General features: G+C 44.5%; 14 protein-coding genes. 10 read left to right on the top strand and 4 right to left on the bottom strand.

Going from position 1 to position 18,179, the window contains the following annotated elements:
• The first annotated feature begins 469 nt into the window (after positions 1-469).
• The gene (locus tag L0992_04550; protein ID XGB67964.1) at positions 470-1,282 is read left to right on the top strand and encodes a 4'-phosphopantetheinyl transferase superfamily protein; all 813 of its coding nucleotides are present in this window, start codon (positions 470-472) and stop codon (positions 1,280-1,282) included.
• A gap of 91 nt (positions 1,283-1,373) precedes the next feature.
• Here the strand turns inward: L0992_04550 and L0992_04555 are convergent, their stop codons facing one another.
• A complete protein-coding gene (locus L0992_04555) occupies positions 1,374-1,781 on the bottom strand; it encodes a thioesterase family protein (GenBank protein XGB67965.1) in 408 nt (135 codons plus the stop codon).
• Between the two features lie 346 nt (positions 1,782-2,127).
• On the opposite strand from L0992_04555, the gene L0992_04560 reads away from it, so the two are divergent.
• From L0992_04560 to L0992_04570, 3 genes are all read left to right on the top strand, one after another.
• A complete protein-coding gene (locus L0992_04560) occupies positions 2,128-3,123 on the top strand; it encodes a TRAP transporter substrate-binding protein (protein ID XGB67966.1) in 996 nt (331 codons plus the stop codon).
• Positions 3,124-3,189: 66 nt separating this feature from the next.
• Positions 3,190-3,945, top strand: a complete 756-nt coding sequence (locus tag L0992_04565; GenBank protein ID XGB67967.1) for a TRAP transporter small permease — start codon at positions 3,190-3,192, stop codon at positions 3,943-3,945.
• 2 nt (positions 3,946-3,947) lie between these two features.
• Positions 3,948-5,309, top strand: coding sequence for a TRAP transporter large permease (locus L0992_04570; GenBank protein XGB67968.1), 1,362 nt, complete (start codon positions 3,948-3,950; stop codon positions 5,307-5,309).
• A 97-nt stretch (positions 5,310-5,406) separates the two neighbouring features.
• Here L0992_04570 and L0992_04575 read toward each other — a convergent pair whose 3' ends face one another.
• From L0992_04575 to L0992_04585, 3 genes are all read right to left on the bottom strand, one after another.
• Positions 5,407-5,580: a hypothetical protein gene (locus L0992_04575; GenBank protein ID XGB67969.1), complete on the bottom strand. Its 174-nt coding sequence runs from the start codon at positions 5,578-5,580 to the stop codon at positions 5,407-5,409.
• 78 nt (positions 5,581-5,658) lie between these two features.
• Entirely contained in the window at positions 5,659-7,008 is a 1,350-nt protein-coding gene (locus L0992_04580; protein XGB67970.1) for a sigma-54 dependent transcriptional regulator, read from the bottom strand.
• A gap of 147 nt (positions 7,009-7,155) precedes the next feature.
• Positions 7,156-8,949 (bottom strand): ATP-binding protein, encoded by a 1,794-nt coding sequence (locus L0992_04585; protein XGB67971.1) that lies wholly within the window; start codon positions 8,947-8,949, stop codon positions 7,156-7,158.
• 639 nt (positions 8,950-9,588) lie between these two features.
• Here L0992_04585 and tig point away from each other — a divergent pair.
• The 6 genes from tig (at position 9,589) to ppiD (ending at position 18,014) form a co-directional block, all read left to right on the top strand.
• Positions 9,589-10,887: a trigger factor gene (tig, locus tag L0992_04590; GenBank protein XGB67972.1), complete on the top strand. Its 1,299-nt coding sequence runs from the start codon at positions 9,589-9,591 to the stop codon at positions 10,885-10,887.
• A gap of 105 nt (positions 10,888-10,992) precedes the next feature.
• Positions 10,993-11,619, top strand: coding sequence for an ATP-dependent Clp endopeptidase proteolytic subunit ClpP (clpP, locus tag L0992_04595; GenBank protein XGB67973.1), 627 nt, complete (start codon positions 10,993-10,995; stop codon positions 11,617-11,619).
• 81 nt (positions 11,620-11,700) lie between these two features.
• Positions 11,701-12,981, top strand: coding sequence for an ATP-dependent protease ATP-binding subunit ClpX (gene clpX, locus L0992_04600; protein ID XGB67974.1), 1,281 nt, complete (start codon positions 11,701-11,703; stop codon positions 12,979-12,981).
• A gap of 132 nt (positions 12,982-13,113) precedes the next feature.
• Positions 13,114-15,465: an endopeptidase La gene (gene lon, locus L0992_04605; protein XGB67975.1), complete on the top strand. Its 2,352-nt coding sequence runs from the start codon at positions 13,114-13,116 to the stop codon at positions 15,463-15,465.
• Positions 15,466-15,656: 191 nt separating this feature from the next.
• On the top strand, positions 15,657-15,929 hold the full coding sequence (locus tag L0992_04610) for an HU family DNA-binding protein (GenBank protein XGB67976.1): 273 nt from the start codon (positions 15,657-15,659) through the stop codon (positions 15,927-15,929).
• A gap of 219 nt (positions 15,930-16,148) precedes the next feature.
• Positions 16,149-18,014: a peptidylprolyl isomerase gene (gene ppiD / locus L0992_04615; protein XGB67977.1), complete on the top strand. Its 1,866-nt coding sequence runs from the start codon at positions 16,149-16,151 to the stop codon at positions 18,012-18,014.
• Positions 18,015-18,179 lie beyond the last annotated feature (165 nt).

The raw sequence follows: 18,179 nt of genomic DNA on the forward strand, positions 1-18,179 counted from the left end.
TTAACGGAAAGCAGTTATCCGCAATGAAAACGTGTGAATTTGTTTAATGGTTGAGCAGGCTACCCGAGGTGAGTTGCCGATACAATGCTCCCAGAGGCCACTATGATCTGTTCAGACCAGATGAAATTTGTGTGTTTTTGAATTTTGTATTTTTAATGCAATTAACTTATTGATAATTAATGGGTATGACTTGTTTTTTAGTGTTTATACTCTATATTTTGACTTGGTGAGATCTATGTCAGATTTTTGTAAGTAACATTTAATAGATGCCTGTTCCGTAAGGCTAAGTGTGATCTGTGTTTTAATTTGTTATTATTTGAAAAATTAGTTTTAAGTCCGTATATGAAGGGTGTTTCCTGCCCAAATTCTCTATGTTTCTCTCAAAACATAGGTGAGTTAAATTTGTTCGTTTTGATGTTTTATTGATGGCTTTATGAAGAGTGGTTTTTAATAAGTGAGTGCTAGAAAGATGGAAACACCAGTCGTTGATTTGTGGCTTTGTTCTTTAAGCGATTTGGATGAAGGTACTGATCATGTGTCGCGCCTTAAACAGAAACTGACCGACGATGAAGTCGCCAAGGTTGAGCGTTATCGAATGCCTTCATCTCATATCCAAGCGCTCTATGTTCGTAACTACTTACGAGAGGTTCTGTCGATCTACTCTGATTTGACGGCTGAAGAGTGGCGATTTGAGTATGGTGAAAAAGGCAAACCAAGCTTGATTGCAGAGCAGCAACACAAAACCGGACTGAATTTCAATATTAGCCACAGCCAAGAGCATTTGCTGATTGCTGTCTGCCACACGAAAGGGGAACCACTACAGCTTGGGGTGGATATAGAACATGCAAGAAGCTCGACCAATATCGCGGCGATCATGAAGCATTACTTTTCGGAATTTGAGATTAACGACTTACTCGAACTGGATGATGTATCTCAAAGAGAGCGTTTTTTTGATTTGTGGGCACTGAAAGAGTCGTACATCAAAGCGACAGGAAAGGGATTGGCCACATCATTGAAAAGTTTTTCGTTCGACTTTTCCAATCTAACTCAACAAACACTGCCAGTTCATTCGTCGGGTTTACAACCAGAGTTACATGATGAAATCATTGTATATAACAGAGTTGGGTTGGATGTTGCTGAACAAGTCGATGCTTCAACAGATTGGCAATGCAGTTTAGGACGGTTGGATGACCAGTTTCGATTTTCCGTGACTCTTGGCGGGGCAATACTTCCAATGCAATTAGAGATGAAGTGCTTCCCCAAATCGAAGCTACTTGGCTGAGTTTACGCTCGTTACACTAGAACCTTGAGCTTCTAATCTGGAACAAGGCGCAATCTCAACCACTCGCACTTTCAGCCACTAACAATCTTAGTTAACTCGTTTCGCCAAGCATCGCTTTTAATACTTCAGCGGGTACAGGCTGAAGTTGTTTGTCTTTATCTAGGCAGACCATCTCGATATCACCAATCACAGCAGGTTTGGTCGCATCTTTACGCCACACTTCTTGTCGCCATAAGGTTTTGTATTTGCCATCGAGCTCAAAAGAGGTTCGGATATCGCAGATCTCTGCGAACTCAACGCCGTCTTGAAAGGTCATATTGGCTTTATACACCGCAAACCCCAGTCCATGCTCATTCCATAATGTTGCCAGTTTATCGCTACCCAACACATGCTCGCGCGCACGCTCAAAGTATTTAAGGAAGTTAGGGTGATAAACCACACCTGAGTGATCGGTATCTTCGTAGTAAATCTGTACTGGGTGATGGTAGATCTGACTCATGGGTAGCAACTCTTGGTAAGTAGTGGATCAGTAAATCTGACTAAGTTGTGCAGCACTCTACAGGATAGGTTGAAATTACTTCAAGGCATCATCGTGAAAGGGGCTTTTGGTCAGACCTCATTTATCACTGATGCTTTGGTCAACTCCCACCCATTTATAAATATTCTATGTGTCATTTTCCACCCATTAAATTTTGCAAAGCGCTGGCGACTCATGTCGGCAACTATGATGAAGCCTTGTGGTTAAAGGGTTGTTAATGCTTTGTATCAATATGGCGCGCTAATTGCCTTAGTGAAAGCACGCAGTTCCCATTGAAGGGCTGCTTTGTTTACTAAGGAGAATAATAATGTTTAAGCCTCTTACCCTGCTGTCTGTATCTGCTCTGGCGCTCACAAGTTTTAATGCTGCTGCAAACTGTGATCCTGGTGAAATCGTGATTAAATTCAGTCACGTAACTAATACCGATAAGCACCCGAAAGGCATTGCCGCTTCTTTACTAGAAGAGCGAGTAAACACTGAAATGAATGGTAAAGCTTGTATGCAAGTTTTCCCTAACTCGACGCTTTACGATGATAACAAGGTACTGGAAGCCCTGTTAAATGGTGATGTTCAAATGGCGGCACCTTCGCTGTCTAAATTTGAGAAGTTCACTAAGAAATACCGCATTTTTGACCTTCCGTTCCTATTTGAAGATGTAGACGCCGTTGACCGTTTCCAAAACTCAGAGTCTGGTGAAAAACTGAAGAACGCAATGAAACGTCGTGGCCTACAGGGTCTAGCGTTTTGGCACAATGGCATGAAACAGATGTCGGCGAACAAACCTCTTATCAACCCTGAAGATGCGGAAGGTTTGAAATTCCGTGTTCAAGCATCAGATGTATTGGTAGCTCAGTTTGAACAACTAGGCGCTAACCCACAGAAGATGTCTTTCAAAGAAGTATACGGTGGCCTGCAAACTAAGGTTATCGATGGCCAAGAAAACACATGGTCAAACATCTACGGTAAGAAGTTCTTTGAAGTACAAGACGGCGTGACTGAAACCAATCACGGCATCTTAGATTACCTAGTTGTAACCTCAAACGACTTCTGGAAAGACCTACCTGAAGATGTACGCACGCAGCTTGGCACTATCGTTCAAGAAGTGTCTGAGACGCGTAACGCGGAATCTTCAAAAGTTAACCTAGCGAACAAAAACAACATCATCGAAGCTGGTGGTGAGGTTCGTACGTTGACACCTGAACAGCGTCAAGCTTGGGTAACGGCACTTCAACCAGTATGGAAGAAGTTTGAAAAAGACATCGGTTCAGATCTTATCGATGCAGCATTAGCTTCAAACCAATAACACCGCTATAGGGTGGCGGCTCCCTACTGCTGCCCTTTATTAAAACAATTATAAGCGGAGTCAATTATGGAAAAGCCTCAAATGGAACAACCAAATTCTAGCGAATCAGCACTGGAACCCTCTCTTTTTTCCAAAGTCGGAAGAGTTACGGATGCGATTGAAGAGTCATTAATCGCATTTTTCCTTGGCGCAATGACGCTACTTACTTTTGCCAATGTGGTATTTCGATACGCATTCAATGACAACATTTTATGGGCATTGGAACTGACGGTATTCATGTTTGCATGGATGGTGTTGGTCGGCGTATCTTACGGTGTTAAAAAACACTTCCACATTGGTGTTGATGTCATTATCAACCTTGCCCCTGAAAAGCTACGTAAAGTGTATGCGTTAATCGCGGTGACCAGCTGTCTAGCATTTTCAATCTTACTGCTTATCGGTTCTTGGAACTATTGGTACCCATTCGCGACCGATCGCGCATGGTACGAGACCGACGATATTCCAATGCCAGAGATGCTTCAGTTTCTTGCTGACTGGCTGAATGAAGGTGAGCGATACGAGAAACTTCCACGTTTTATTCCTTACATGGCACTGCCGATTGGTATGGCAATGCTTACGTTCCGTTTTGCTCAAGTTGCTTACCAAGTCGTAACAGGCAAACTTGACCGCATGATTGCTGGTCACGAAGCCGAAGAAGAGCTGGATGCATTGAAAGCGGACGTGCTAGCGGGTTCTGATGAAGACGCGACAGCGGTATTGGATTCGACGAAGCCAAACAAGGCGAGTGAATCGGGTACAAAATCTAACGGTAAGGAAGACTAATCATGGCAATGTTATTTCTATTTTTAATGGTAATTGCTTTCATGTTGGTCGGTGTACCAATTGCGATTTCCCTAGGTTTATCGAGCGTAATATTCTTATTGATGCACTCAGATGCGTCATTAGCTTCAGTCGCACAAACGCTGTTTAATGCTTTTGCAGGCCACTACACACTCTTAGCGATTCCTTTCTTTATCTTGGCCTCTAGCTTCATGTCTACAGGTGGTGTGGCGAAACGTATTATCCGTTTTGCGATTGCGATGGTAGGTTGGTTCCGTGGCGGTCTGGCGATGGCATCCGTTGTGGCATGTATGATGTTCGCAGCGCTGTCTGGTTCATCACCTGCAACGGTAGTGGCGATCGGTAGTATCGTTATCGCGGGTATGATCAAGAACGGCTACTCAAAAGAGTTCGCAGCTGGGGTTATCTGTAACGCGGGTACTTTGGGGATCTTGATTCCGCCTTCAATCGTGATGGTAGTATACGCGGCGGCGACGGATGTATCTGTCGGTCGTATGTTCTTAGGCGGCGTGATTCCTGGCCTGTTGGCGGGTGTGATGTTGATGATCGCTATCTACATTGCAGCACGTATTAAAAAAATTCCTGCACAGCCATTTGTGGGCTGGGGTGAGATGTTCGCAGCTGCCAAGGATGCGAGCTGGGGCTTGTTGCTGATTGTTATCATTTTAGGTGGTATCTACGGCGGTATCTTTACTCCGACAGAAGCGGCGGCTGTTGCAGCGGTTTACGCGTTCTTCATTGCCAACTTTATCTACAAAGATATGGGGCCGTTTGCGGACAAGAAGAATACAAAGCCTGCTTTGGTGAAAGTGTTCCAAACGTTTTTCCATAAAGACACCAAAGACACGCTCTATGATGCGGGCAAGCTGACCATCATGTTGCTGTTTATCATTGCCAATGCTCTGATTCTTAAACATGTACTGACAGAAGAACGTATTCCTCAGATGATCACGGAATCGATGTTGTCTGCAGGTTTAGGTCCAATCACCTTCTTGATTGTGGTGAACGTTCTACTCTTGATTGGTGGGCAGTTCATGGAGCCATCAGGCTTGCTGATCATCGTTGCTCCGTTGGTTTTCCCAATTGCAATTGCACTGGGTATCGACCCAATTCACCTTGGTATCATGATGGTGGTGAACATGGAGATAGGGATGATAACCCCGCCAGTTGGGCTCAATTTGTTTGTGACTGCAGGGGTCGCGAAGATGTCGATGATGAACGTGGTCAAAGCGGCACTGCCTTGGGTAGGCGTAATGTTCTTGTTCTTGATTATCGTAACCTACGTGCCTTGGGTTTCTACATGGTTACCAACCACCTTGATGGGGCCGGAAATCATAACCAAGTAGCTATTCCACGTAGTTATTCCAAGCAGCTATTTGATCCAAGTAGTTATTTGAGTCATTCACTGACATGGAATTTAATCCATAAAAAATGAGGAGGTCGCTAGACCTCCTCATCTATATGTCTACCTCGTTTAGCCTGAGGATTGATCTGCTCGTATAATGCTCTTTTCGCTTCCAATTCCGGCGTGTTTAAATCGACATGCTGATCAGTATAGTAAATGCCATCTACCTCAAAAGTATCAGTAATCGATGGTACTCTCGTTTTCTCACCCATAACCACGTCCTTATTATATTTATTGCATAACATCCTGTTATTGAAATAAGTATAGGTGATCTTGCTCCCAAATCTAATTTAGTTTGGTTCTACCTTATAAGATTCTTTCGTGAGCTGGTGTTTTTGCATCTTATCGTAGAGGGTTTTCCTTGGTAATTGCAGCCTCTCCATGGTCTCTTTGATGCTGCCATTACATTCAATAAGTGCTTGCTTCAGCGTGTTTTTTTCGAAGTCAGATACTAGTTCAGCTAAGGACAGCTCTTGAGCCGTTTCAACGGTGCTGTCTGATAAGTGAGAAAGCTTACCTAAAAGCACAAAACGCTCTGCCGTATTTCGTAATTCTCGAACATTTCCCGGCCAATCATGAGCTAGGAGCGCGTGCAGTTCTTTTTGAGGAAGTGCTGGGGCTGTCTTGCCGTAACGAGCCGCTGCCACCAATAAGAAGTGGTGGAAAAGGGCAGGAATGTCTTCTTGTCGGCTTCTTAATGGAGGTAAATCTAGGGTGACGACATTGAGTCGATAATAGAGATCTTGGCGGAAAGTGCCTTCTTCAGCCGCTTTCTTTAAGTCGACTTTGGTTGCCGCAATTACGCGGATATCTAAGGGGACTAACCCGTTCGAGCCTACTCTTTCGATGACACGTTCTTGTAATACACGCAGCAAACGAATTTGTGCCTGCATCGGCATGGATTCGATTTCATCTAAAAATAGGGTGCCGCCCTGAGCAAACTCGAATTTACCCACACGTTTACTCTCGGCGCCTGTGAATGCGCCTTTTTCATGACCGTAGAGCTCACTTTCAATTAGGTTTTCAGGAACGGCGCCACAGTTTACAGCGACAAAGTTTTGTTCTCTGCGGCTGCTTTGCTCATGTAGGGAGCGCGCGACCAGCTCTTTACCTGTGCCTGTTTCGCCAAATAGCAAGATGTCTGCATTGGTGTCGGCAACATGGGTGATGATGGAACGTAACTCGGTCATGGATTGAGTATCACCAATGATTCTCGGGCCGAGTGCTTTGCTGGCTTTGAGCGAACGCTTAAGCTCAAGGTTTTCCAAGGTCAGTTGGCGCTTTTCTATTGCGCGTTTGGTAGTTTCGATAAGGCGTTCATTGGCAAATGGCTTTTCAATGAAATCATAGGCGCCGTCTTGGATGGCTTGCACCGCCATGGAGATGTCACCGTGACCAGTGATCATGATGACTGGGAGTTCTTTATCTTTGTGCATCAAGGTGTTGAGCAGATCGTGCCCCGAGATACCCGGCAAGCAGATATCAGTGATGATCACGTGAGGCAATCCATTCTGTTGAATCGCAAGCAGAGCCGATTCTGCATCGGGAAAGAATTCGGCATCAATATCCGCGAGTTCGAAGCTCTGTTCAATCGCCATTCTTAGGTCAGATTCATCATCAATGAAGTAGACGTGACACATAGTTATTCCTTTACTCTTTTATACTGATTATCGCTGAGTTGGTTGGTTAGGCCGTATTTGAACGGACTCATCTCAGTCTGTTATTTTTGCTTCGTGTGCTGGGTTTTATTCTTTTTGTCTTTGCTGTTCTTGTTCTTTCTGTTGCTCTTACTGTTGCTTAATAACGGGTAACTCTATGCTAAATCGAGCACCGCCTTGCGGGCTGGTTCCTGTCGTGAGCTTGCCGTTAATTCCGCTGATTATCTGTTGAGAAATTGATAGCCCTAATCCAAGCCCGTTTTTCTTGGTCGTATGGAAGGGTTCGAAAAAGTTTCCGCTCGAAGAGGAAGTAAAACCGGGGCCGTTATCATCAACGTGGATCAGCAGCGTGTTTGCTTCATCCGTTTCTCTAACCTCTAATAGGATAGCCAACTGCTTGTCGTCTTGGCTTTCCATCGCCTGAATTGCGTTGGTTAGTAGATTAATAATGACCTGCTCGAGCTGGATGGCATTGGCGAGTATGCATGCGTCAAAGGTTTCAGGTAGCTCATTGGTCTTGACTCGCTCACTCTTGAGTTGTGGCTTCATCAACTCCCTAGATGAATGCAATACAGGGAGGATCTGTAATATGTGCAGCTCTTCCGCGGTCGACTTTTTAGCAAAGGAGCGAAGCTGGTGGCTAATTTTCGCCATGCGATCGGTGAGGGCTGAAATACGCGATAAGTTGTCGTCGACACGATCGGTTTTCTCTTTGGCTAGAAACAGACGGCCATTGTCGGCGTAGCTACGAATCGCAGCGAGCGGGTTATTCAGTTCGTGGCTAATACTTGCTGACATCTGGCCTAATACAGCCAGTTTGGCCGCTTGGATGAGCTCGTCTTGGGTGTGTCTGAGTACCCGCTCGGTTTCGATACGCTGCTTGATCTCAACGTGCAACTCAGAGGTCCTTTCGAGCACTTGAAATTCTAGCTTCTGATTAGCTTCTGACTGCAGCCTATCGATCTGAGCGCGCCTATGCTGACGGTGCAGATTAAGTTGGATGACCAGATAAATAATCGCAAAGACCAAGCTCAGCACCACCATATAGGCGACCAAGTCCCACCAAACCAAGTGGGTGGGAGAGAAGACCCTGACTGTTAACCCAGGATCAGGTAGAAAGCGTGAAGAGGTGAAAAACTTCTCTTTAACTAACGGGTGCGAGGAGCGAATACTGCTGGTGGCACTTTCTAGGTCGCCAGAGAAATGCAGGCTCTCAATTTGAGTATCGAGGTATTGCTGATTATCTCGAATACGAGTTTGCTGTGCTGCATCAAGAGGTTGAAGACTTTTGAATAGCCACTCTGGATTGCTCGACATGAAAATAATCTGGTCTTTATCATCAGCGACAAAAAAGCTCTGTTTGCCTTGCCAGCTTGCTTCAATCAAAGACAAATCCATTTTTACCACAATTACACCAATTATTTCAGCGGCATAGGAAACAGGGTAAGAATAATAGTACCCACGCTTGCCCGAGGTTGAGCCCAAGGCAAAGTACTGTTTTTCATGCCCTTGAATGGCTTGTTGGTAATAGGGACGAAACGCAAAGTTACGCCCGACAAACGAGTGTTTTAGGTTCCAGTTACTGGCCGCGATAGTGGTACCGATACTATCCAATAAATAGGTGTCGGACGCCAGAATCACTGTGTTGACGTGCTCTAGATAGCGGTTGGTTAGCTCTATCTGGGCAGAATTGCTTGGCGAGTGTAGGGCATCGATCAGCTCTTTATCTTTTGAAAGCAGCTCCGGGATGTGGGCGAACTTGTCCAATTGGCTGGCAACGTGGACGGAAAAACGGTCTAAGTTAGATTGATGATCATTTAACAAACTTTGATGGCTTGTGTTCCATACCCAGTGGCCGCCAACGATCATCAGCAAGCTGTAGGTGACCAACAACAGGATACGAATTCTCAAAGCTTGAAACATGGTGGTTCTCCGCTAAATCGGGCTAACAATACAAAGCCTGCTTTCTCTCATTCATCACAGTAATTAGCGGTAGTTTTTACTGAAAATAGAGAGCCAGTAGATAGGTTTAGGTTAAGGCTTTGTAACGGAGATTGTTGAAAAAGTTATCGACTCTGAGGGGTAAAACAAGAGCAAGATCTCTTTTTAAGGTTTTTAGGAAAAAAAGCCCTCGATTCCCTTGAAAAAGTCGCTATTGTCCCCATTTCTGTTGTGCTAAGTGATGTTTTGATCGTTTTTGTATCATTTAGTTGGACGAATTTAGAGCATTCATCATCAAGCAGAGGTGAACGGCTCGACAGAGATTAAACAGATCGCTAGAATGTCGCGTCTAAAATTTCTGTCCTGAGGCTAATCGGAGATACCTTTCTTGTTTCTGAAAACAAGCTTTGTTGCGTTTTAATTGGCGCGTGAAGAACGAAGATATCGCTGATTAGTCTGGTGTTTGGTTGAATAATCAATTCAGACATCAATGCTCGATTTTAAATTAGGTGTTCGGATAGAGCACTACACAAGGATGCAGCCAACAACGTCGGCTTTTGAATTAAAGCTAAGTTACGGCTCATATGCTCAGATTACTGAGCCAGTTTTGAGGTTTATATAATGCAAGTTACTGTTGAAACGCTAGAAGGCCTAGAGCGCCGTCTTAATATTACTGTTCCTGCTGCTAACATCGAAGATGCAGTTACAGCTGAACTACGCAACATCGCGAAAAACCGTCGTTTCGATGGTTTCCGTAAAGGCAAAGTGCCAATGAAGATGGTTGCTAAAATGTACGGCAAAGCAGTACGTCAAGACGTGATGGGCGAAGTAATGCAACGTCACTTCATCGAAGCGATCGTTAAAGAGAAAATCAACCCAGCTGGCGCACCAACTTTCGCACCAGTTGAAAACAACGAAGGCGCTGACCTAGTATTCAACGCAACTTTTGAAGTTTACCCAGAAGTTGAGCTGAAAGGTCTAGAAAACATCACTGTTGAGAAACCAGCAGTAGAAGTTAAAGACGCAGACGTTGAAGAGATGATCGAAACTCTACGTAAGCAACAAGCAACTTGGACTGAAGTTGAAGCTGCAGCTGACGCTGGTTCTCGTGCAACTATCGACTTCGTTGGTTCTATCGACGGTGAAGAGTTCGAAGGCGGTAAAGCTGAGAACTTCCCACTAGAGATGGGTGCTGGTCGCATGATCCCTGGCTTCGAAGACGGTATCGTTGGTAAAACAGCAGGTATGGAATTCGAAATCGACGTAAACTTCCCAGAAGATTACCACGCTGAAAACCTAAAAGGTAAAGCAGCTAAGTTCTCTATCAAGCTGAACAAAGTTGAAGCTCGTGAACTTCCAGAACTAAACGAAGAATTCGTTTCTAAGTTCGGCGCTGCTGACGGTGTTGAAGGTCTTAAAGCTGAAGTTCGTAAGAACATGGAGCGTGAGCTTAAGCAAGCTGTTAAGAACCGCATCAAAGAGCAAGCTATCGACGGTCTAGTTAACGAAAACAACATCGACGTACCTTCTGCTCTTATCGATCAAGAAATCGGTGTTCTACGTCAACAAGCTGCTCAACGTTTCGGTGGCAACACTGAAGCTGCTGACCAACTTCCACGTGAGCTGTTCGAAGAGCAAGCTAAACGTCGCGTAGTTGTAGGTCTTCTTCTTGGTGAAGTAATCAAGACTGAAGAGCTAAAAGCTGACGACGAGAAAGTTAAAGCTATCATCGAAGAGATGGCTACAGCATACGAAGATCCAACAGAAGTTATTGCTTACTACGAGCAAAACGAGCAAATGATGAACAACATGCGCAACGTTGCTCTAGAAGAGCAAGCTATTGATGCAATCATCGCTAAAGCTCAAGTTTCTGATAAAGAAGTTAGCTTCAACGAGCTAATGAATCAGCAACCTGCTTAATATAGTAATATCTGACGTAGAAGGTTGACGTACGGTCAACAATTCTGCTAACAATGGTCCGTATGATTTAATCATTCGGGCCATTTATTTTAGGGACATAAGAATATGAGCTACCAAGAAAAAAATACAATGCCATCGATTATGGACGCACTAGTTCCTATGGTGGTTGAACAGACTTCCCGTGGTGAACGTTCTTACGATATTTATTCTCGTCTATTAAAAGAACGTATCATTTTCTTAACAGGTCAAGTGGAAGACCACATGGCAAATCTTGTCGTGGCTCAACTGCTTTTCTTGGAATCAGAAAACCCAGACAAAGATATCTATCTTTACATCAACTCACCTGGCGGTAGCGTAACAGCAGGCATGTCTATCTACGACACAATGCAGTTCATCAAGCCAAACGTGAGCACAGTATGTATGGGTCAAGCTTGCTCTATGGGTGCATTCTTACTAGCGGGTGGTACTCCAGGTAAGCGTCACGTGCTTCCAAACTCACGTGTAATGATTCACCAGCCACTTGGCGGCTTCCAAGGCCAAGCGTCTGATATTCAAATTCACGCGCAAGAGATCCTAACGATCAAACAAAAGCTAAACAAACTATTGGCAGAGCACACTGGTCAGCCTCTAGAAGTTGTTGAGCGTGATACTGATCGTGACAATTTCATGTCTGCTGATCAAGCAGTAGAATACGGCTTAGTGGATTCAGTTCTTAATCACCGCGGTCAATAATTGCAGGGCAATTGTTTAACGCAAAGTGATTCAAATTGATATACACTCAAGCATAGAGAGTAAAGGCTAAGAGGTTAGCGAATGACAGATAAAAGCAAAGAGGGTGGTAGCGGTAAACTGCTTTACTGCTCTTTCTGTGGCAAAAGCCAACACGAAGTTCGCAAGTTAATCGCAGGTCCTTCTGTTTACATTTGTGATGAATGTGTCGATCTATGTAACGACATTATTCGTGAAGAAATTAAAGATGTTCTTCCTAAGAAAGAATCTGAATCGCTGCCAACGCCGCGTGAGATTCGTGAGCATCTTGACGACTATGTAATCGGTCAAGAATACGCGAAAAAAGTGCTAGCAGTTGCGGTATATAACCACTACAAGCGTTTACGCAATGGTGATACAACGGCTGAAGGCGTAGAGTTAGGTAAGAGTAACATTCTTCTTATCGGTCCTACTGGTAGTGGTAAAACACTACTTGCTGAAACACTGGCTCGTTTCCTAGACGTTCCTTTCACAATGGCAGACGCAACAACACTAACCGAAGCGGGTTACGTGGGCGAAGATGTTGAAAACATCATCCAGAAGTTGCTTCAGAAATGTGATTACGACGTAGCGAAAGCGGAACGCGGCATTGTTTACATCGATGAAATCGACAAGATTTCTCGTAAAGCTGAAAACCCATCAATCACGCGTGACGTGTCTGGCGAAGGTGTACAGCAAGCTCTACTAAAACTTGTTGAAGGTACAGTTGCTTCAGTTCCACCTCAAGGTGGTCGTAAGCATCCACAGCAAGAATTCTTGCAAGTGGACACGTCTAAGATCCTATTTATCTGTGGTGGTGCATTTGCAGGCCTAGATAAAGTGATTGAACAACGTGTAGAAACAGGTTCAGGTATCGGCTTCGGCGCAGAAGTGCGTTCAAAAGACGAAACCAAAACTATCGGTGAATTGTTCACTCAAGTAGAACCTGAAGATCTAGTGAAGTATGGTCTAATTCCAGAATTCATTGGTCGTCTACCTGTTACAACAACACTGACAGAGCTTGATGAAGAAGCGCTAATCCAAATCCTTTGTGAGCCAAAGAATGCACTGACAAAACAGTACGCTGCATTATTTGAGCTTGAGGATACAGAGCTAGAATTCCGTGAAGACGCTTTACGTGCCATTGCTAAGAAAGCAATGAACCGTAAAACAGGTGCTCGTGGTCTACGTTCTATCTTGGAGGGTGTTCTACTAGAAACTATGTACGAACTGCCATCTTCAACTGATGTAAGCAAGGTTGTGATTGATGAGTCGGTAATTAATGGTGAGTCAGAACCACTATTAATTTACAGCAACTCAGATAACCAAGCAGCGGTTGCAGAGTAGGTCTTTTTTAGACAAGTCACTCAAATTGAAAAAGGAGGTAAGCAATTACCTCCTTTTTTTTATTCTTCCATTGAATCCAGTCGTTTAAGCCCCATATACTGCTTTATAAGTTAAAGCGGAAGAGAGAAATATATGAACTTGGAACGTTCCGAGCGTATCGAAATCCCCGTGCTACCTCTACGTGATGTAGTGGTTTACCCACACATGGTTATTCCATTGTTTGTTGGTCGTGAAAAATCGATTACTTGCCTTGAATCGGCAATGGAAGCTAACAAACAAGTACTACTTGTAGCGCAGAAAGAAGCGGACACTGATGAGCCTTCAATTGACGACCTATTTAAAGTAGGTACTGTCGCTACCATTCTTCAGTTACTAAAGCTCCCTGATGGTACTGTTAAAGTGCTTGTCGAAGGTCAGCAGCGTGCAAAAATTCACCAATTCAAAGAAAGTGAGTTTTTCTTAGCGGACGCAGAATACGTTGTCACCTCAGAACTTGACGAAAAAGAACAAGAAGTGGTTGTTCGCAGCGCGATCAATCAATTCGAAGGCTTTATTAAGCTGAACAAAAAGATCCCACCAGAGGTTCTAACATCTCTGAACGGTATTGATGAGGCAGCTCGCCTTGCTGATACGATTGCTGCACACATGCCACTTAAGCTGGTAGACAAGCAGCACGTTCTAGAAATCTTAGATGTGACTGAACGTCTGGAATTCTTGATGGGCCAAATGGAGTCAGAAATTGACATCCTGCAAGTTGAAAAACGCATCCGTGGCCGCGTTAAGAAGCAAATGGAAAAATCTCAGCGTGAGTACTACCTGAATGAGCAAATGAAAGCGATTCAGAAAGAACTTGGCGAGATGGACGATGCACCTGATGAATTCGAGACTCTGAAGAAGAAGATCGAAGACTCGAAGATGCCTCAAGAAGCTCGTGAAAAAACCGAGCAAGAATTGCAAAAACTCAAAATGATGTCGCCAATGTCTGCTGAAGCAACAGTAGTACGTAGCTACATTGATTGGATGGTGGGCGTTCCTTGGGCTAAGCGTTCAAAAGTTAAAAAGAATCTAGCGAAAGCGGAAGAGATCTTAAACGAAGATCACTACGGCTTAGAGCGCGTTAAAGAACGTATTCTTGAATACTTGGCAGTGCAGAACCGTATCAACAAGCTAAAAGGCCCAATCCTTTGTCTTGTTGGTCCTCCTGGTGTAGGTAAAACCTCGCTAGGTCGTTCGATTGCTGCGGCAACGGGTCGTAAGTACACACGTATGGCACTGGGTGGCGTTCGTGATGAAGCTGAGATTCGTGGTCACCGTCGTACCTACATCGGTTCACTTCCGGGTAAGCTGATTCAGAAGATGTCTAAAGTTGGTGTTAAGAACCCACTGTTCCTATTAGATGAAATCGATAAGATGTCTTCTGATATGCGTGGCGACCCATCTTCAGCGCTTCTAGAAGTACTAGATCCAGAGCAAAACAACGCATTTAACGATCACTACCTAGAAGTAGATTACGATCTGTCAGATGTTATGTTCGTAGCAACATCGAACTCGATGGACATTCCTGGCCCGCTACTGGACCGTATGGAAGTGATTCGTCTATCTGGTTACACAGAAGATGAGAAGCTGAACATTGCTAAGAGCCACTTACTGGACAAGCAAGTTCAACGCAACGGTCTTAAGCCTCATGAGATTGAGATTGAAGACTCTGCAATCATCGGCATCATTCGTTACTACACGCGTGAAGCGGGTGTACGTAGCCTAGAGCGTGAAATCTCTAAGATCTGTCGTAAAGCAGTGAAGAACATCTTGCTAGATAGCGACCTTAAGTCTGTAACGGTTAACATTGATAACCTGAAAGAGTACTTAGGTGTTCAACGTCACGACTTCGGTAAAGCGGATGAAAGCAACCGTATTGGTCAAGTAACTGGCTTAGCGTGGACTCAAGTGGGTGGTGATCTACTGACTATCGAGACCGAAGCAATGCCGGGCAAAGGTAAGCTAACGCAAACTGGCTCACTTGGCGACGTGATGAAAGAATCGATTCAAGCGGCAATGACCGTGGTTCGTTCTCGTGCTGAAAAGCTGGGTATCAACTCAGATTTCTACGAAAAACGCGACATTCACGTTCACGTACCGGAAGGTGCTACACCGAAAGATGGCCCGAGTGCGGGTATCGCAATGTGTACTGCACTTGTCTCTAGCTTGACGGGTAACCCGGTTAAAGCAGAGGTCGGTATGACAGGTGAAATTACCCTTCGTGGTGAAGTTTTACCTATCGGTGGCTTGAAAGAAAAACTGCTTGCTGCACACCGTGGCGGCATCAAAACTGTACTGATTCCTAAGGACAATGAGCGTGATTTGGAAGAGATTCCAGACAACGTAATCGCTGACCTGAAGGTGATCCCGGTCCAATGGATTGATGAAGTACTGAAAGTCGCGCTAGAACGAGATCCGTCAGGGGTCGAGTTTGACGTGAAAAAATAGTGATGCATAGCAAAAATAAGTAAAGAATTACGCTGATAGGCTCGAAAAGGCTTGTCAGCGTTTTTTTTGGACGCTAAGTTATTTGACTAAAGCGGCAGCCCTTTTGCAATAAGGCTTGCGGCTAAATTAAAACCAAAATGGAACGTACAGTCATCGAGAAGTAGTCACAGATGACACATAGGGGAAAAACAGTGAATAAAACACAACTAGTAGAATCAATCGCAGAAAACGCAGACATCTCTAAAGCTTCAGCTGGTCGCGCTCTAGACGCTTTCATCGAAGCAGTTGGCACAACGCTACAATCAGGCGACCAAGTTGCACTTGTTGGCTTTGGTACTTTCAGTGTTCGTACTCGTGCTGCTCGTACAGGTCGTAACCCAAAAACTGGTGAAGAGATCCAAATCGCAGAAGCTAAAGTACCTGGCTTCAAGGCGGGTAAAGCACTTAAAGACGCATGTAACTAATTTCTACGGCTGAAACCTCGGTTTTGCGAGGGGAAGGCTGTAAAATGCGTTTACTGTTTGAAAAATGATGTTTCATTCTTAAACAGTATGTGTACAAAGCACATTGAACTTATTTAAATTATGCGCATCCTACTGATGCGCATTTCTTTTTCTGATAATATCGCGTGAATAGATTTTTATTTTGAAGCCAATGCTTCATATCCGGAGAGCACTTAAATTATGATGGATCGATTACGCGAAGGCGTGAATAGCATCGCGGTAAAAATTATCCTTGGGTTGATTATCCTGTCATTCGTATTCGCAGGTGTGGGCAGCTACATCACCGGTGGCGGTAACAACGCAGCAGCTAAAGTTGGCAACACAGAAATTGCTCGTGGTGAGTTCGAACAGGCTTACCAAAACGAACGTAATCGCATGCAGTCTCAACTTGGCGATTACTTCGCTCAAATGCTTGCAGACCCTGCATACGTAGAGTCTTTCCGTAAATCAGTACTTGATCGCATGATCAACGATGTACTGCTTGAGCAGCAAGCTGAGTCTTTAGGCCTACGAATCAGTGATTCTCAAATCCGTACCATGATTCTAGAAATGCCTCAGTTCCAAACAGCTGGTCAATTCGACCAAGAAGTTTACCAATCGGCACTACGTCGTGCAGGTTTTAGCGCAGAGAGCTTCGCTGAATACATGCGTCGTGACCTAATGCGCAACCAGCTTGTGACTGCACTTCAAGGCAGTGAATTCGTTCTTCAAGGCGAAATCGATACTCAGAGCAAGCTTATCGCACAAACTCGTGACATTCGCACGGTGACACTGTCTGTTGCTGACCTAGCAAAAGGCATCGAGTTAACTGACGAGCAAATCGAACAGTACTACCAAGAGAACCCTGCAGCTTACACTCGCCCAGAGCAAGCGAAGGTATCTTACATTGAGCTTTCTGCTGAAGCGCTTAAGTCTCAGCTTGAAGTAAGCGATGAAGAAGCACAGAAATACTACCAAGAGCACCTAGACAAATACTCAACTGAAGAGCAACGTAAAGTTAGCCACATCCTAGTTCAAGGCGATGACGAAGCGAAAGCTCAGTCAATCCTAGACGAGCTAAATGCAGGCGCTGATTTTGCTACGCTAGCGGAAGAGAAATCTGACGACTTCGGTAGTGCAGACGTTGGCGGTGACCTAGGTTGGATTGAGCGCGATGTGATGGACCCAGCATTCGAAGACGCGGCTTTCGCTCTTGAGAATATTGGTGACACGACTGGCCTAGTTAAATCTGATTTCGGCTACCACATCATCAAGCTAGACGAACTAAAAGCGTCTCAAGCTCAGCCTTACACTGAAGTAGCGGCAGAGATTAAGCAAGAGCTTCTAGACCAGCACGCTGTAGACCAGTTCTACGAGCAACAAACTGAGCTAGAAAAAGTCGCGTTTGAATTCCCAGATTCTCTAGATGATTCTGCAGAAGCTATCAATGCGAAGATCACAACAACAGATTTCATCTCTCAAATTGACGCTCCAGAAGTTCTGATGACGCCTGCAGTTATGCAAGCTATCTTGAGCCCTGAAGTGAAAGAAGACGGTCTAAACTCTGAAGTCATCGAAGTGGCTCCTGAGCACGTGATTGTTGTTCGTGTAGAAGAGACTCGCGACGAGACAGTTCTTCCTCTTGAAGAAGTTAAAGATCAAGTTGTGGCTGCACTATCTGCTGTAAAAGCAGAAGAGCAAGCTGTTGAGCTAGGTGTTTCTCTAGTTAACGACCTTAAAGCTGGTAACGAAGCAGTGCTAGCGGACAACAACCTTGAGTTCACAGAGCTTGAAACGATTGACCGTAACTCTCCATTAGCAGCATCTGTATTCGCTCTAGCGAAACCAGAAGCAGGCCAAGCTGTGTTCGGTCAATCTAAAGACCAAGACGGTAACATCGTTGTTGTTGAGCTTTCTAAAGTAACGGCTGAAATTAACCCAGCTTACAGCACTCAAATTGGTGCACAATTGGAGCGAGTTGGCAACCAACAAGATCTGACTAACGTACTAAACGTACTTCGTAAAAACGCAGACGTTGAATATTATGTAGTGGGTCAAGGTCAGTAAGCTCAGGTTAGCTTGAGTTAGCTTAGCTCGGCAGTTAAGCCTGTTTGGTGACTGACTACCGAGAGTCAACATGCGATGGTTGTTGTTTTTGCAAATTTTTTTTATTCGATAAATCAGATTTGTGAGCTAACAAACGAACTGATGAAAACAAGATGTATAACAAAG

It is taken from the genome of Vibrio pomeroyi (assembly GCA_041879425.1).
Lineage (GTDB): Bacteria > Pseudomonadota > Gammaproteobacteria > Enterobacterales > Vibrionaceae > Vibrio > Vibrio pomeroyi_A.

Bases quoted from the DNA above. Each gene is read 5' to 3' on its own strand.
- L0992_04550 (XGB67964.1), top strand. From the start codon at position 470: ATGGAAACACCAGTCGTTGATTTGTGGCTTTGTTCTTTAAGCGATTTG.
- L0992_04555 (XGB67965.1), bottom strand. From the start codon at position 1,781: ATGAGTCAGATCTACCATCACCCAGTACAGATTTACTACGAAGATACC.
- L0992_04560 (XGB67966.1), top strand. From the start codon at position 2,128: ATGTTTAAGCCTCTTACCCTGCTGTCTGTATCTGCTCTGGCGCTCACA.
- L0992_04565 (XGB67967.1), top strand. From the start codon at position 3,190: ATGGAAAAGCCTCAAATGGAACAACCAAATTCTAGCGAATCAGCACTG.
- L0992_04570 (XGB67968.1), top strand. From the start codon at position 3,948: ATGGCAATGTTATTTCTATTTTTAATGGTAATTGCTTTCATGTTGGTC.
- L0992_04575 (XGB67969.1), bottom strand. From the start codon at position 5,580: ATGGGTGAGAAAACGAGAGTACCATCGATTACTGATACTTTTGAGGTA.
- L0992_04580 (XGB67970.1), bottom strand. From the start codon at position 7,008: ATGTGTCACGTCTACTTCATTGATGATGAATCTGACCTAAGAATGGCG.
- L0992_04585 (XGB67971.1), bottom strand. From the start codon at position 8,949: ATGTTTCAAGCTTTGAGAATTCGTATCCTGTTGTTGGTCACCTACAGC.
- tig (XGB67972.1), top strand. From the start codon at position 9,589: ATGCAAGTTACTGTTGAAACGCTAGAAGGCCTAGAGCGCCGTCTTAAT.
- clpP (XGB67973.1), top strand. From the start codon at position 10,993: ATGAGCTACCAAGAAAAAAATACAATGCCATCGATTATGGACGCACTA.
- clpX (XGB67974.1), top strand. From the start codon at position 11,701: ATGACAGATAAAAGCAAAGAGGGTGGTAGCGGTAAACTGCTTTACTGC.
- lon (XGB67975.1), top strand. From the start codon at position 13,114: ATGAACTTGGAACGTTCCGAGCGTATCGAAATCCCCGTGCTACCTCTA.
- ppiD (XGB67977.1), top strand. From the start codon at position 16,149: ATGATGGATCGATTACGCGAAGGCGTGAATAGCATCGCGGTAAAAATT.